Annotated in this window: 16 protein-coding genes; 10 read left to right on the forward strand and 6 right to left on the reverse strand. The window is 55.7% G+C overall.

What is annotated here, in order from left to right:
* The first annotated feature begins 72 nt into the window (after positions 1 to 72).
* From JK213_RS05325 to JK213_RS05340, 4 genes are all read left to right on the forward strand, one after another.
* Complete coding sequence (locus JK213_RS05325; protein ID WP_194262189.1) at positions 73 to 1,263, forward strand: homoserine O-acetyltransferase; 1,191 nt, start codon at positions 73 to 75, stop codon at positions 1,261 to 1,263.
* Entirely contained in the window at positions 1,263 to 1,868 is a 606-nt protein-coding gene (gene metW, locus JK213_RS05330; RefSeq protein ID WP_194262188.1) for a methionine biosynthesis protein MetW, read from the forward strand. The genes JK213_RS05325 and metW overlap by 1 nt, the downstream gene beginning before the upstream one ends.
* 95 nt (positions 1,869 to 1,963) lie before the next feature.
* On the forward strand, positions 1,964 to 2,572 hold the full coding sequence (locus tag JK213_RS05335) for a nitroreductase family protein (RefSeq protein WP_194262187.1): 609 nt from the start codon (positions 1,964 to 1,966) through the stop codon (positions 2,570 to 2,572).
* A gap of 262 nt (positions 2,573 to 2,834) precedes the next feature.
* Positions 2,835 to 4,133, forward strand: coding sequence for a DEAD/DEAH box helicase (locus tag JK213_RS05340; protein ID WP_194262186.1), 1,299 nt, complete (start codon positions 2,835 to 2,837; stop codon positions 4,131 to 4,133).
* Positions 4,134 to 4,292: 159 nt separating this feature from the next.
* On the opposite strand, the gene JK213_RS05345 is transcribed toward JK213_RS05340, so the two are convergent.
* The 3 genes from JK213_RS05345 to JK213_RS05355 are packed head-to-tail and all read right to left on the reverse strand — an operon-like array spanning position 4,293 to position 6,955.
* On the reverse strand, positions 4,293 to 5,435 hold the full coding sequence (locus JK213_RS05345) for a major royal jelly family protein (protein ID WP_228125438.1): 1,143 nt from the start codon (positions 5,433 to 5,435) through the stop codon (positions 4,293 to 4,295).
* Between the two features lie 13 nt (positions 5,436 to 5,448).
* Entirely contained in the window at positions 5,449 to 5,883 is a 435-nt protein-coding gene (locus JK213_RS05350; RefSeq protein WP_194262184.1) for a cupin domain-containing protein, read from the reverse strand.
* Between the two features lie 52 nt (positions 5,884 to 5,935).
* The gene (locus JK213_RS05355; RefSeq protein ID WP_194262183.1) at positions 5,936 to 6,955 is read right to left on the reverse strand and encodes a zinc-binding alcohol dehydrogenase family protein; all 1,020 of its coding nucleotides are present in this window, start codon (positions 6,953 to 6,955) and stop codon (positions 5,936 to 5,938) included.
* A gap of 100 nt (positions 6,956 to 7,055) precedes the next feature.
* Between JK213_RS05355 and JK213_RS05360 the strand changes: the two genes are divergently transcribed.
* Positions 7,056 to 7,466, forward strand: coding sequence for a helix-turn-helix domain-containing protein (locus tag JK213_RS05360; protein ID WP_211571298.1), 411 nt, complete (start codon positions 7,056 to 7,058; stop codon positions 7,464 to 7,466).
* Between the two features lie 69 nt (positions 7,467 to 7,535).
* Here the strand turns inward: JK213_RS05360 and JK213_RS05365 are convergent, their stop codons facing one another.
* Together JK213_RS05365 and JK213_RS05370 are read right to left on the reverse strand one after the other, a co-directional pair.
* Complete coding sequence (locus JK213_RS05365) at positions 7,536 to 8,654, reverse strand: MFS transporter (RefSeq protein WP_228125437.1); 1,119 nt, start codon at positions 8,652 to 8,654, stop codon at positions 7,536 to 7,538.
* Positions 8,655 to 8,775: 121 nt separating this feature from the next.
* Positions 8,776 to 9,234, reverse strand: a complete 459-nt coding sequence (locus JK213_RS05370) for an Lrp/AsnC family transcriptional regulator (protein ID WP_194262181.1) — start codon at positions 9,232 to 9,234, stop codon at positions 8,776 to 8,778.
* A 101-nt stretch (positions 9,235 to 9,335) separates the two neighbouring features.
* Here JK213_RS05370 and metC point away from each other — a divergent pair, with 101 nt between their 5' ends.
* Both metC and JK213_RS05380 read left to right on the forward strand, forming a co-directional pair.
* Positions 9,336 to 10,520 carry a cystathionine beta-lyase gene (gene metC, locus JK213_RS05375; protein ID WP_194262180.1) on the forward strand — a complete coding sequence of 395 codons (1,185 nt, stop codon included), beginning with the start codon at positions 9,336 to 9,338 and terminating at the stop codon, positions 10,518 to 10,520.
* 129 nt (positions 10,521 to 10,649) lie between these two features.
* Positions 10,650 to 11,279, forward strand: a complete 630-nt coding sequence (locus JK213_RS05380; RefSeq protein WP_194262179.1) for a LysE family translocator — start codon at positions 10,650 to 10,652, stop codon at positions 11,277 to 11,279.
* Between the two features lie 66 nt (positions 11,280 to 11,345).
* On the opposite strand, the gene JK213_RS05385 is transcribed toward JK213_RS05380, so the two are convergent.
* The gene (locus tag JK213_RS05385; protein WP_194262178.1) at positions 11,346 to 11,981 is read right to left on the reverse strand and encodes a TetR/AcrR family transcriptional regulator; all 636 of its coding nucleotides are present in this window, start codon (positions 11,979 to 11,981) and stop codon (positions 11,346 to 11,348) included.
* Between the two features lie 99 nt (positions 11,982 to 12,080).
* Here JK213_RS05385 and JK213_RS05390 point away from each other — a divergent pair, with 99 nt between their 5' ends.
* The 3 genes from JK213_RS05390 (at position 12,081) to JK213_RS05400 (ending at position 14,974) form a co-directional block, all read left to right on the forward strand.
* Positions 12,081 to 13,232 carry an FAD-dependent monooxygenase gene (locus JK213_RS05390; RefSeq protein WP_194262177.1) on the forward strand — a complete coding sequence of 384 codons (1,152 nt, stop codon included), beginning with the start codon at positions 12,081 to 12,083 and terminating at the stop codon, positions 13,230 to 13,232.
* Between the two features lie 225 nt (positions 13,233 to 13,457).
* Positions 13,458 to 14,147 carry a flavin reductase family protein gene (locus JK213_RS05395; RefSeq protein WP_211571299.1) on the forward strand — a complete coding sequence of 230 codons (690 nt, stop codon included), beginning with the start codon at positions 13,458 to 13,460 and terminating at the stop codon, positions 14,145 to 14,147.
* Positions 14,147 to 14,974: a bifunctional transcriptional activator/DNA repair enzyme AdaA gene (locus JK213_RS05400; RefSeq protein ID WP_194262175.1), complete on the forward strand. Its 828-nt coding sequence runs from the start codon at positions 14,147 to 14,149 to the stop codon at positions 14,972 to 14,974. Before JK213_RS05395 ends, JK213_RS05400 begins: the two co-directional genes overlap by 1 nt.
* Positions 14,975 to 15,005 lie beyond the last annotated feature (31 nt).

The following is a 15,005-nucleotide window of genomic DNA, read 5'->3' on the forward strand; positions in this document are numbered from 1 at the left end:
CCGTGCGGTGTCATACCGTGGCGCCTTGAAGGCAATGCTGCTTTCAGGTCTGGTATCGGAGGCGGGTTAACGATGGACATCAGCGCGTTACCGATTGTCGCGGATGGTCCGGTTCATGAGCACCGGACTGTGCGTCTTGAGGGCGGCCTCGATCTGGAATGCGGGGTGCATCTGGCACCGCTGGAGATCGCGTATTGTACCTATGGAACGCTCTCGCCAGCACGCGACAATGCCATTCTAGTCTGTCATGCATTAACGGGCGATCAGTATCTCGCGGAGCAGCATCCTCTGACCGGAAAACCCGGCTGGTGGAGCCGCATGGTGGGGCCCGGCCTTCCGATTGATACGGATCGGTATTTCGTTGTGTGCTCCAATGTCCTGGGGGGCTGTATGGGCACGACGGGGCCGCGCTCGGTCTGTGCAGAAACCGGGAAGGCGTGGGATAGCGCGTTTCCGCCGATCACCATGCATGACATCGTGGCTGCCCAGGCCAAGCTAATCGACCATCTGGGCATTGGACGCCTGTTTGCCGTTATTGGCGGCTCAATGGGCGGAATGCAGGCCCTGACCTGGGCTGCGGATTTCCCGGACCGGGTGTTTGCCGCCATGCCGATTGCAACCTCGCCGTTTCATTCCGCCCAGAATATCGCGTTCAACGAAGTCAGCCGACAGGCTATTTTTGCCGATCCGGACTGGCATGACGGTCACTACCGGGACTTCGATGCCATTCCGGCCCGTGGGCTTGGGGTCGCACGGATGATGGCGCATATCACCTATCTGTCGGAGGAGGCTCTTAGCCGGAAATTCGGACGGCGCATCCGGCATGATGCCGCCACGGCTGTGCCGGCGTCCAGCAGTCCGTCCCTATTTGGCGAGATGTTCGAGGTCGAGAGCTATCTGCGTCATCAGGGTTCGTCATTCGTGCGGCGCTTCGATGCCAATTCCTATCTGACCATCACGCGTGCGATGGACTATTTCGATCTGGCTGCGGAACATGACGGGGATCTGGCCAACCCTTTCCGGAAATCGCAGACGCGTTTCTGCGTCGTTTCTTTCAGTTCGGACTGGCTGTTTCCGACATCCCAGTCGCGTCTTCTGGTGCGGGCGTTGAACCGGGCAGGAGCGAACGTGTCTTTCGTCGAAATCGAGAGCGATCGCGGACACGATGCTTTTTTGCTGGAAGAGCCCGATTTTGACCGGACGATCCGGGGCTTTATCAATGGCGCTGCCGAACATGCAGCCCTTCTGGCGGGAGAAGGCTAATGCGTGTTGACCAGCGCCTGATTGCCGAAATGATTGCGCCCCGGGCCCGCGTTCTGGATGTCGGAAGCGGAGACGGTACCCTGATCGACTACCTATACCGGACGCGTTCGTGCGATGCGCGTGGCATAGAGATCGACATGCAGAACGTCACGCAGTCGGTTGCCCACGGTCTGCCTGTCATGCACGGCGATGCGGATCATGATTTGGCGGATTATCCAGACGGTACGTTCGATTACGTCGTGCTGCAAAGAACCCTTCAGGCCGTCGAGCGTCCTCGGGAAGTCCTGCGGCAGATGCTCAGGATCGGGCGCTATGCGATTGTTTCCTTTCCAAATTTCGGACATTGGCGGCTGAGGCTTCAGCTTCTGACGACAGGCCGGATGCCAATGACGTCTGTCTGGAGCACGCCCTGGTATACGACACCAAACATCCATCCCTGCACAATCCGGGATTTCCTCGTTCTGTGTGAAGAAGAGGGATATGTCGTTCAGCAGTGGCTGGCGATTGACGAAGACGGAGCCCGTGCGCCCTGGCGTCGCTCCATCAGGCTCGCCAACCTGTTCGGGGAACAGGCGATGTTCCTGCTGCGGCGAGCAGAACCCTGACCGGGTTCAATTGTTTGCAACCTTTCCTTTAGGGTAGGGTTTGAAGATACAGGCCTGATTCAGGTCTTTCATCATCAAAGCGGAGTGCTGGATTTATGAGCGACATTCTTCAGGCCATCGCATCCCGTCGTGCTACCAAGCATTTTGATGCGGACCATCAGATTGCGGATGCTGATCTGACGGCGATTCTGGAGGCGACCCGCCATGCGCCGACAGCATTCAATATCCAGAACTATCGCTTTCTGGTTGTGCGGGACGCCGATCAGCGTCGCAGAATTCGCGCCGCCGCATGGGATCAGCCGCAGGTCGAGGAATGTTCCGCGCTGATCGTTATGTGTGCCGATATCAAAGCGTGGGAGAAAGATCCCGCACGGTACTGGAAAGACGCGCCGGAATCCGTGCGCGAAGGATATGTCGGCATGATCCGCTCTTACTATGAAGGGCGCGAACAGGTGCAGCGGGACGAGGGTTTCCGGTCGTGCGGTCTGGCGGCCTATGCGCTCATGATGGCAGCATCGGCCTATGGTCTCCAGACATGTCCTATGGACGGGTTTGATTTCGATCGGGTCGGGGAGATCATTAATCTTCCGGTGGATCATGAAATTGTGATGTTTGTCGCGCTTGGGCGTGAGGCATCCTCGCCAAAGCCTCGCGGCGGGCTCTTGCCTCTTGATGCACTGGTTCAATACGACAGCTTCGCCTGATGGCAAAACTCAAGAAATAGCAATGGTTTTTCACAGAATGGCATTGCTGTATCCTTGCAATGGGACAAGTGCTGTCCTACATCCCATAAGCACTTCAGGGGCATTTTCTGAAATGTGATGATGACTTCATGATCCTGCTGGCTCTGTGAGCACATCGGGCAAGAAGTGGTCTGCAATATAAAGCCTGCGGCCGATTGGTCGGGCGGGATGTATAGCGGTGCGGTTAACTGAGCATGACCTTGCCGTCTCAAAGGAGAGGTCCATGACCAGTTTTGCCGAACTCAAGCTTGCCGAGCCAATTCAGAAGGCTCTCGCAGAAGAGGGTTACACCACGCCTACGCCGATTCAGGCCGGGGCCATTCCCTATCTGCTGGAAGGCCGTGATCTTCTGGGTCTTGCCCAGACCGGCACAGGAAAAACTGCAGCATTTGCCCTGCCGATTCTGAATCATATCTTTTCAAACCGTCGTCCTGCGCCGCCTAAGGGCGTTCGGGCTCTGGTTCTGGCGCCGACGCGAGAACTGGCATCCCAGATCGGCGAAAGCTTTGCTGCTTACGCACGGCACATGAAATTTTCCTACGCTGTCGTGTTTGGCGGCGTGGGGCAGGGGAGGCAGATCGAGGCAACGCGCCGTGGTGTCGACGTTCTTGTGGCTGCGCCGGGCCGTTTGCTTGATCTGATCGGGCAGAAATATATCGACCTCTCAAGCCTTGAAATTCTTGTGCTTGATGAAGCCGACCGCATGCTGGACATGGGCTTCGTGCGCGACATCCAGCGCATTATGGCCCTTCTGCCCAAGCAGCGTCAGACCCTGCTGTTCTCGGCAACCATGCCGCCGTCCATCAGCGATCTGGCGCATTCGCTGCTGAAGGACCCAGCGACCGTTCAGGTCACACCTGAATCCAGCACCGTTGATCGCATCAATCAGGCCGTGATGTTCGTTGATTCGAACAGCAAGAAAGATGCGGCTCTCATGCTGCTGGAAAGCCCGAGCGTTGCCCGGGCCGTGGTCTTTACGCTGATGAAGCACGAAGCCAACAAGGTCGCCGAATTCCTGAACAAGAACGGGATCCGTGCGGAAGCCATTCACGGCAACAAGTCTCAGGGTGCGCGCGAGCGCGCTATGGCGGGGTTCCGCAGCGGAGCCATCAAGGCACTGGTGGCCACCGATATCGCGGCGCGTGGTATTGATGTGGACGAGGTCAGTCACGTCTTCAATTACGACCTGCCCAACGTTCCGGAATCTTACGTCCATCGTATTGGCCGGACCGCACGTGCCGGACGTGAGGGTTGCGCAGTGTCGCTGTGTGATGCCGAACAGCGTGCATGGCTCAAGGATATCGAAAAGAAAATCGGCAAGCCTATCCCGGTCGTGACCGATCATCCTTTCCATTCCGAAGAAGCACGCCTCTCCACCCAGCGTCCTCCCGTTCTTGGCGGGGGGCGTGGTGGCGGCGGCGGAGGTGGACGACGCCGTTCGGGACCGCCGTCAGGTGGTCGTCCGGGTGGCGGACGTGGAGGCGCTCCCAGCCGTAGCGGTCATCGTTCCGGCCCACGCTGATCTGTCTTTGAAAATATTTCCTGAAGAGCCCGTTTCTGCACACATGCAGGAGCGGGTTTTTTTTATATTGCTCGGGTCCGTACCAAAGACCATTATTCTTATAAAGTAGGGAATTCCATTTTAATAAATAACAATGTCTTCTGTCAGTTCATGCCGACTCTATCGCCCGGGTTTGACCTGACCGGCATGGGGATCGATAGATACCAGCAGAAACGGCTGTATGATGCGGGATTGCCCCTGATGGAACATCGAAAGACGATCCAGTTGCGCGACAGGCAGCCACATTCGGCCATCCGGTGCAAGGCAAGGTGCATCCGCCCAGTGCAGACGTGGGTCCGAGAGCAGTTTCGTGATCTTCCCGGAAACGTCCCTTCGATAGACGCCGTCATCCTTCAGATTGGTAAAATAGAGGTTTCCGGCAGTATCCATGGCGCTGCCCCCGATTGGAGGTAAATCTGCCCAAGGCTTTACAGCCGCAGACAGATCGGTTGACGATATATTGGGATCGTCAAGAAGTGCTGTCGGAACTTGAGACCAAGGCCCTTCAAGCGGCCCGAAATACAGCCATTTCCCGTCCGGACTCACTTCAAGCGGATCGACATTCACCAGAAGCGGCTGATGCAGGCGGCTCTCCACGACGTGCCCATCCATGACAATCGGTCGATCTGTCCGTGCGCGGGTGGACGCGTCGTTGTCCAGAACGCGGCGTGCCTGGCCTGTTCTGATATCAAGAACAATCAACGCTGCCTTGCCCGCATCCGTGAGATAGGCATGCGGCCCGTTGAAACGGATATCGTCGATATAACTGCCTGCCTGCGCGATCTTTGGGCCCAGAGGATAGATCCGCAGCACATGACCTGTTGCCGGATCAATACGGACCAGTTTCGCTGCCCCGGGTACGGGTGAACCTCCAAAAGACGGAGTTCCCGTATCAACAACCCAGAGCGTGCCGTCAGGAGCAACGTGGAGAGCATTGACGCTGACAAACCGATGCGTCGCATCCCGTCCGGATTGCCAACCATTCCAGTCAGCGTCCGGAAACGGCTCTATCTTTCCATTCTTCGTCAGAAGACCTACGGCCGGTCCGGAAAACCCCGTCCAACGGGGGCCTGCGACAAACACACGACCGCCTGAAAGCGCCACGGCGTTCCAGTCCATGGCTGTAGTGGTCGCCTCAATCCTGATGGTCTGGGCACGCAACGGGGCGGAATGCGCGCAGGCTGCAACGAATCCCGTGAAAACGGCAATGGCGATCCTGCGAAGGCCTCTTTTAGAGAAAGCCTGCTGCCGATTCTGTTTCATGACTCCCATGCCTTCAGATCCCGGCAATAAAACCGGAGGGCGTGCCGTCAGCAGGATCGACGAACACCACGTCGTCTGGTGCCCGTCGCGGCGTGTCGATGGCCAGAAAAATAACTGGATGGCTTAGAATGCGGGGTACGGCATGCACGGCCCGACGGGGGAATACCAGAAGATGGCCGGGGGCAAACGGCGCCTCCTTCTTGGGATCCCCAATCCAGAATGTGCCTGTCCCGGAGAGGACATGAAGCACTTCATCGCACTGGGTATGATAATGCGGCGGCACATCCCGATAGATCCGGAAGACCCGGATACTCGCTTCCGGCTTGTCGGTCAGATAGGTGTCCAGCAGCATCGTGTCCGCCGTTTCGGGAAATGCCGCCGCAATTTTATTGAGATCGAAGCGACCTCCCGTCCGGTTCAGGGTCATCAGATGTTCTTCGTCATTCATGAGGTCTGCTCCTCTCAAGCGCTTTGGTTGTTTTCGTCATGGTCGTCTCCGTTCAGGGAGAGAAACCCTCGAGAACGATTTTGCCTTTGGCCTGACCACTCTCGATCAGAGCGTGAGCCTCTCGCAGATTGGCGGCAGTGATGAGACCGAGATTTTTGCCGAGCGTCGTGCGAAGACGACCTTCATCTACGAGCCGCGACACGTCGTTCAGGATTTTCCCCTGAGCGCTGATGTCTTCCGTCCCAAATAGTGAACGCGTGAACATCAGTTCCCAGTGCAGGGACAGGCTTTTGCGCTTGAGGGGTACAGCATTGAGTTCAGCCGGATCATCAATCAGGCCGAAATGTCCTTGAGGGGCAAGAAGTTCGACGATCTCCGCCAGGTGTCGATCCGTCTGCGTCGTGGAAAAAACAAAACCAGGAGCGCCGGTAGGAAGGGCAGCAACCTGTGCGGCCAGAGGCTTGCTGTGATCGATCACACAATCTGCCCCGAGAGATGTGACCCAGTCCTGCGTTTCAGGGCGCGAAGCCGTGGCAATGACCGTGATGTCGGTCAGAACCTTGGCCAGCTGGATCGCCATGGAACTGACCCCGCCTGCGCCCCCGATGATCAATATGGACGGCGTCGTTCCCGGGACAGGCCGACGAATGTCCAGACGATCGAAAAGCATTTCCCAGGCGGTGATTGCTGTCAGCGGTAAGGCGGCGGCTTCGGCCCAGTTCAGAGAGTGGGGTTTGCGACCGACAATCCGTTCATCAACCAGATGAAACTCCGCGTTGGTCCCCGGGTGATTGATTGCGCCCGCATAGAAGACCTCGTCGCCGACAGAAAAATCCGTGACGTCCGGTCCGGTGCCGACGACAACTCCCGCCGCATCCCAGCCCAGGACACGCCACTGACCCGCCTCCGGCGTCGCACTGCGACGGACTTTTGTATCAACCGGATTGACCGACACGGCCCTGATTTCCACCAGAAGATCCCGACCCGAAGGAACAGGTTTTGGCAGATCAATGTCCTGAAGGGATGCCGGATTTTCGATGGGAAGCGGCGTCTGATAACCGATGGCCCGCATGATCTCTGCTCCTCTGTTGAATGAGGAGAAGAGTGAGCATTATGCTGTTTTCAGGCAAGAACGCACTTTTAACGCCCATAGTGTCGGAAATGATACCGTTATGACCCGCATCCGCCATCAGTCGCTCGATTGCAGCCCCGGCTGCGCTGTTGAAGCAACGCTTCAGCTCATCGACGGGAAATGGAAAGGCGTGATCCTCTATCATCTGCTTCAGGGAACATTACGCTTCAACGCCATCCGCAGGCGCCTGCCCAACATCACGCAGAGAATGCTGACGACCCAGCTTCGCGAACTGGAGCGTGACGGGTTCGTGTTACGGACGGTCTACCCGGAAGTTCCACCAAAGGTGGAATACAGTCTCACCCCGCGCGGGCGGACCCTCGAGCCCGTCATCATGGCGCTCAAAAAATGGGGCGACGAACACACGGTTTTCAAGCCCGGTGCTGCGGACTGCAAAGGTCAGGACGAAGCATTTTTGCCTGTCATTGACTCCTTTTCAGCCGCTGAGTGAACACTCCGGAAATACTGGGTGAGAAGAAGCCATAGGGAATTTTCGATCCATCTCCATGGTTCGTGTTTCTTAGCGCGAAGTTTCACCACTGATGAGAGCTTGGGGAAGTATCAGCCCCATCAAGGCGACAAAGATGAGCAAAACCCCCACGCTTCCGAGCGCGATGGGAAGGTTTGCACTCTGGGCGACAAACCCCAGGGCCGCAGGGCCAACCAGAATTCCTGAATATCCGAGCGTTGTTATGGCCGACACTGCAAGATGTTCTGGCATGAAAGTCTGTCTTCCAACGGCTGAATAAAGCACTGGAACCACGTTGGCACACCCTGCGCCAACCAGTGCGTAGCCCACAAGGGTCAGCTGCCAGACCGGAAACATCGTCACCAGAAACATTCCCATGGCAGCCAGAAGACTTCCACCTATGACCAGCACACGGCCGGGGATGTGGCGAACCAGCCGATCTCCCAGCAATCTCCCGACTGTCATTGTGGAAGCAAACGCAACATATCCTAGCCCCGTATAGCGCATCTCGACGTGGCGCACTGTCGCCAGGAAGACCGCACTCCAGTCGATGGCAGCTCCTTCCGCCAGAAAGACGATAAAGCACATAATCCCTATGATCAGAACGATCCCATGAGGGAGAGCAAAGGCGGTCCCGGCGTCCGAACTGGTTCGCCCGGTCAGCAGACCAGAGAGCGCCAGACATGCACTCAGAAACAGCAAAACAACAACGACAAGAGAGGCCTGAGTGGGCGTGAAGCCAAGGCTGAGCAGGCTGCTCACGCCTACGGCTCCGAGGAGGCCGCCTACGCTGAAAAGGCCATGAAAGCCCGACATCATGGTTTTCTGGCAGGCGCGCTCGACAATAACAGCCTGGACATTGACGACGCAGTCAATCGATCCAACCCCCGCGCCGAAAATAACCAGGGCGGCAACAAGAAAAGGCATAAAGTCTGAAGACGCCAGAACAGGCAAAGCGCAGCAGACGGCCAGGGTGGCCATTGCAATGATCCACCGGCAACCGAAGCGTCCAGCCAGACTTCCAGCAATGGGCATGGCGATGATCGATCCCATCCCCAGACATAAAAGGAGCAGACCAAGATGGGCGTCTGTGAGGCCGCATCGCAGTTTGACATAGGGAATGATCGGCGCCCATGCCGCACCCGAAAAACCGGCGATGAGGAATGCCAAACGGGTTGAGTGCTGGGCCCGGAGCGAAGCTGGGTGAGGATTGCCCATCAATGACACGTCGAAAAAACCTTTATTTTCATGCGGTAGGGAGGCACTGGTCAGAGGGGCTTTCGGCGTGATGTCACACGGGCAAGCTGCCGGACCGTTTGATTTCGCGGATTGAGAAATGCGTATGCATTTCCTTGATGCACCCCAGCATCCGGATTTGCCGCATCGAGAGATTATGAAAATCGTTCATGTCCCGGACGACTATCTGTAGCAGATAATCATATTTTCCCGAGACATTATGACAGGCGATCACTCCGGGCATTTTCGAGACTGCGCTTTCAAACCCGGTCATCGTTTCTTCTGAATGGTCATCGAGCATGATGCTGAGAAACGCCAGAAGATTGAGGCCAAGCGCTTTTGCGTCTAACTCTGCGTGGTATCCCGCAATGCAGTCGGCTTCCAGCCGCTTCAGCCGTTTCCAGCACGCGGGCGCGGAAATACCGACCCGCTGCGCCAGATCGCTGTTGCTCAGGCGTCCATCCGCCTGAAGCGCCTGTAAAATCGTACGGTCGATCTGATCCAGCTTTATCATCGGGAAAAGTTAATATTCTTTCCCGAATGCGTCCATGAAATCAGTTTTTTGAAAGCACATTTTGTCAGGGATTTCCTACGTTTAAAGGAAATGGAGACAAAATGACTAAGAAAATGAATGATCGCACGCTCCTGGCCCATGCTGCTGTCAATCCATCAGAGCACCATGGGTTCATCAACCCTGCCCTTTATCGCGGTTCGACTGTCGCCTTTCCCACGGTCGCTGCTCTGGCTGGGAGGACGCAGCCCTATCGTTACGGTCGATGGGGTAATCCAACCTCAACCGCGCTGTGTGAGGCTATCAACGCGCTGGAAGGAGGGGCTGTCGGCACGGTGCTCTGCCCGTCCGGACTGACCGCCTGTACCACAGCGATCCTGGCGGTATGTGGTGCGGGCGATCATCTGCTGGTTCCCGACAGCGTTTACGGCCCGGTCCGGCATTTCTGTGATACGGCGGCGCGACGGATGAATATCGAAACCACCTATTACGATCCCCGCATCGGGGCTGGCATCGCCGGGTTGTTCCATCCCAATACCCGTGCCGTCTTCCTCGAATCTCCCGGTTCCGGGACGTTCGAAGTTCAGGACGTTCCCGCTATCGCTGCCGTAGCCCATGAGCGTGATATCTTCGTCCTGATGGATAACAGTTGGGCAACGCCTCTGTTCCTGAAGCCGCTGGAACTGGGTGTTGATCTGTCCATCATGGCAGCCACGAAATATATCGGTGGTCATTCCGACGTGATGCTGGGCACGATCGCCTGTGGCCCCCGGGCGTGGGAGCAGGTCAGAGACATGCATTTCCAAGTTGGCCAGTACGTCGGGCCGGACGATGTGACGCTCGTTCTGCGCGGGCTTCGTACCCTCGATGTCCGTCTGCAACGGCATCAGGAAAGTGCGTTGACCATTGCCCACTGGCTGGAACAGCGGCCTGAAGTCTCGCGTGTCTTTTATCCCGCGCTCCCGTCTCATCCGGATCATGCTCTGTGGCAGCGGGATTTCCGAGGGGCCAGCGGCTTGCTGTCATTCGTGACCCGTAGTCCGTCATCCGATTTCGTGGCAGCTATGATCGACGGTCTGAAGCTGTTTACGATCGGCTATAGCTGGGGTGGTTTTGAAAGTCTGGCGCTGCCCGTGGATCCCCGTTCCCTGCGCACTGCAACACAATGGACGGAAACCGGGCATCTCATACGGTTGCATATCGGTTTGGAAGACGTCGATGACCTGATGGCTGACCTTGAAGAGGGTTTCAGCCGCCTGAGAGCGGTGGAAGCGCAGAAAAACCTATGACAGACAGATCATGCCTGACCCGGCCAAAATGTCTGCACCCAATGATTTTTTATAACCCATCAGGATGGGAAGGATGTGTAAGACATATCATTCCCGGATGGCACGCTTGGGTTAAGGAGAAATGGCATTATGACACTACACACTTGGTGGCTTTTTCTGGCCGCTGTCTTTCTGCTCTCAGGCACGCCGGGCCCTAATATGCTGCACATTCTGTCGCGCAGTGTTGACCTTGGTATGAAGCGAAGCACTGCTGCCATGGCTGGCTGCCTCACGGCACTCGTGACCGTTTTGACAGCGTCATCCGTAGGATTAACCACGCTGCTTATGGCACTTCCGGGCGCTTTCGAAATTCTGAGATATGTCGGTGTCGCCTATCTGCTTTATCTCGGCATCAAAGCGTGGCGCAGCGATGTTGCACCTCTCGATGTCGGTGAGGACAAGCTCCCTGTGTCTCTCTCCCCGGCCATTCTGTTTCGGGGCGGCTTTATCATCGGTATCAGTAATCCCAAGCTTCTTCTGTTCGCAGCAGCTTTTCTCCCGCAATTTGTTAATCCCGTTGCCGCACAGGCCCCTCAGTTTGCAATCCTTGTTGCGAGCTTCTCGGCTGTCGAATGTTTTTGGTACGTCATTTATGCCGCAGGGGGGCGTTCGTTATCCCATTATCTGACGCGTCCCTCCATCAAACGCATCTTCAACCGTGTCACAGGAGTGATTTTCGTTGGGTTCGCAGCTCTTCTTCTGAAAACCCGCCCCAATTGAGTTTTGACATCAGATCCACGCTTCGCCTGAATGATGACGGTCTGTTTTTGCGCGCTTGAGTGATCTTTACGCATCAATGCTGGTTGGGTCTGGCCACGTCGCCAGCAGAATGGAGGGAAGCGCCGTCTCGATGAAAGTACTGATCGGATCTGGCGTATCGAACAAGAGTGCAGGGCGGCCTTCTATCACCATATGCGCCAGTCCATGAGCCGTTGCCATTGCACTGGCCATATGGGGACGAAAGACACGGTGATGCAGATTGGGTGGTTCGTGTCCGAAATAGGCTGCTGCGGCATGGGCATAGTGTGTCAGTGCTTCAAAAGAAGCCTGTATCAAATCAGCGTCTTTGAAATCAATCAGATCAACGCGGCAAATAAGCCGGAATAATCCGGGATTACGTGCGGCGAATGTCACGTAGCCCAGAGCCTGCGTCCGCAGATCCTGAGCCGGCATTCCGGATGACGGGAGAGCATCCAGTTCCGCTCCGAGCTGCTTGAAAATCCGGATGGCAACAGCTGTCAGAAGCCCCCTTGTGCCATTGAAATGATGCGAGGGGGCTCCGGGAGAGACGCCAGCAGACTTCGCAGCTTTTCTCAAGGTAAACCCTTCAACGCCTTCTGCCCTGATGATGGCTTCTGATGCCACAATAAGTGCCGTTTTCAGATCGCCGTGGTGATAGCTTTCCCGTGCTGTCACGCTCATATCACCTCCTGTACGTTAATGTGAACATCGTTCAAATTGATGGTTGCTTCAATCTATGCAATGTTCAGATTGAGAAATCACTCCACTGGAATACGTTATATGACACAGCGCGCACTGATCGTAGGCCTCGGCATTGGCGGCATGTCTGCTGCCATCGCATTGCAGCGTCAGGGCTGGACGCCTGTGATTGTCGAACGTGCTCCCGAGCGGCGAAAAGGTGGGTATTTCATCGGTTTGCGCGATGAGGGAAAAAATGCCGCCTCGGCTTTGGGTGTTCTGGATGTCATGGAAAAAAGAACCCCGGAAAACATTCGTTTCTGGGATGTGCGTAAGGATGGCACCCGCAGACGCATTGCCGATCTGACGCAAGAGACAAACGCGCCGATTGCCGTACTGCGAGGGGATATCGAAGAAGCTCTCTGGTCCGGAATTGAAGGAAAGGTGGACGTCCGGTTCAGCACTGTCCCTTCGGCAATTGTGAATGGCGATACACAGGCGCAGGTCATACTCCGAACAGAAGGCGGTGAGGAAACGACAGAAACCTATGATCTTGTGATTGGCGCTGACGGGGTGCGCTCGACCGTTCGCAAACTTGTTTTTGGACCTGATGAGGCATTCTTTCATTCGATTGGCACAATGCTGTGTGCTTTTCCGTTGGCGCGCCCCGTTGAGGGTTTCAAAGCGGGCGATGGCCTTATGGTTGCAGACGTAAAGCGCACTTTGACTGTCTTTCCTCTGGAAGGACGTCCCTCAACCGCACTTTTCTCGTACCGAACCAGAAATCCGGAAAAAGCTTCCAGAACAAATCCGCTTTCCACGCTGCGCCAGATATTTGCCGATCTGGATGTGGGCGGGATTATTTCCAAAGCTCTTGAGGATCTGGCAACAACAGACGACTTCCTTTTTGATTCCGTTCAGATGGTCAAAATGCCCCGATGGTCGAAAGGTCGTGTTCTGCTGCTTGGGGATTCAGCCTGGTGCCTGACACTGTATTCAGGCATGGGGGCTTCAGCCGGGATGCTTGGTGGACAGGTTCTCGGTGAAGCTTTCGCGGCTTGTCCGCAGGGCATTGATGGTGCGCTGAAAATGTTCGAGGCCCGGATGCGTCCATTTGTCCGCAAGCATCAGAGATTCATCGCTCTGCGTTCCCAGTTGTTCGTCCCGTCAAACCGCTTTTCGCTCTGGGGGCGCCGTGTTCTGTGGCAGATCCTGCTGCGCTCCAGGAAATACCTCTTCCGCAAGAATGCATGAGGAAGGGGGAAGGCAGGGCTGATATAGTCTATCTCTAAACCAGACCTTTCGTTTGTCTCTGAAAGCGGACGTTTGCCGAGAGATTGGGTGGCCGCCCGTGAGGCGCAGCGTCGCAGTTTTATCGATTTTCATGGCGAATAAAAAAGGCATTAAGGGCAAGAAACGGAGTTCGTGAGGGCACCGAAGGCGACATAAGAATCCGTCTTTATCGCCAGGAATTTTTCGATGAACGATCCGCATCTCACGATTGAGCTGTCCATTCTTTATCTAGGGACTCCAGTTGTCCTGATCAGCACGGTTAATGAAGACGGAAGCTCTAATCTTGCGCCGATGTCATCCGCGTGGTGGCTGGGCTGGAGAGCCATGCTAGGACTTCAGACGGCGTCAAAAACCCCACAGAATATGTTACGCACAGGACAATGCGTCCTCAACCTTCCATCTCCGGCACAGGCTGAAGCAGTGAACAGGCTTGCTCACCTCACTGGAAGCAAAAGCATTCCTGAATTCAAACAAAAACTGGGCTATACTTACGAGCCGTCCAAATTTGAAGTTGCGGGTCTTACACCCGTCGCGTCTCAAACGGTCAACGCGCCTCGTGTTCTGGAATGTCCAATTCAACTGGAAGCCGTTCTGGTCGCGCAGCACGGTATCATGGACGATGATCCCCAGGTTGCAGGCCTCATCTCGGCTTTCGAAGTGCGTATAACGCGTGTCCATGCGCATCCGGGCATCCTTATGGAAGGATACGAGAATAGAATTGACCCGGATAAATGGCATCCTCTCATCATGAACTTCCAAAAACTGTACGGAGTTTCTGATGCTCAGATCGTGCCATCCCGTCTCGCCGAAATTGATGAAACAATTTATCGGATGCCTGATGTGGATCGGGCGCGTACAGAAAAGAACTGGCTCTGATGAAGAGCGCCGCAGCCGTGACAATGGCCTGTCGCCTTATCGAGGAAAGCGAAGAAAGCCTTTCCCTGATAGATCTTGCGCAGGCGGTTGGCCTGAGCAGCAGCTATTTTCATCGCACTTTTAAGACCCATACCGGGCTTACACCCAAGGACTATGCTGCCGCACATCGTGCAAAGCGCGTTCGCGCGGCATTGGCGCGCGAGGCAACCATCACTAATGCGATCTACGATTCCGGCTTCAGCTCTAGTGGTCGGTTCTACGAAACGTCTCGTGCCATGCTTGGTATGACACCATCACGCTACCGCAAAGGAGGAGCCGACGAAGATATTAAATTCGCGATTGCAAAGACAACGCTTGGTGATCTTCTCGTGGCCTCAAGTGCTGCGGGGGTAGCCGCTATTTTGCTTGGTGATGATCCTGAAGTGCTCCTTCGCCAACTCCAGGATATGTTCCCCAAAGCGCACCTGCTCGGTGCCGAAGCGGACTATGAAGCGGTTGTGTCTGAAGTCGTAGGATTTATTGAAGCACCTAAAATCGGACTTCACTTGCCGCTGGATATCAGAGGCACAGCATTTCAGCGCAGAGTATGGCAGGCCCTTCGCGATATTCCTTTTGGGGAGACGCGGTCTTACACTGCTGTTGCGGAATATATTGGTTTGCCACGTGCCACACGGGCAGTGGCAAAGGCCTGTGCGGCTAACAAGTTGGCCGTCGCAATTCCATGTCACCGTGTGATTCGCCGTGACGGCTCTCTGTCTGGTTATGCATGGGGCGTGGACCGTAAAGAGATCATACTCGACAGAGAGAAACTGAAAAAAGAGAAGTGATCGTAAAATTATAACAATTAAAATCAAATCC

The organism is Gluconobacter sp. Dm-44 (genome assembly GCF_018256175.1).
GTDB classification, from domain to species: Bacteria; Pseudomonadota; Alphaproteobacteria; order Acetobacterales; family Acetobacteraceae; genus Gluconobacter; species Gluconobacter cadivus.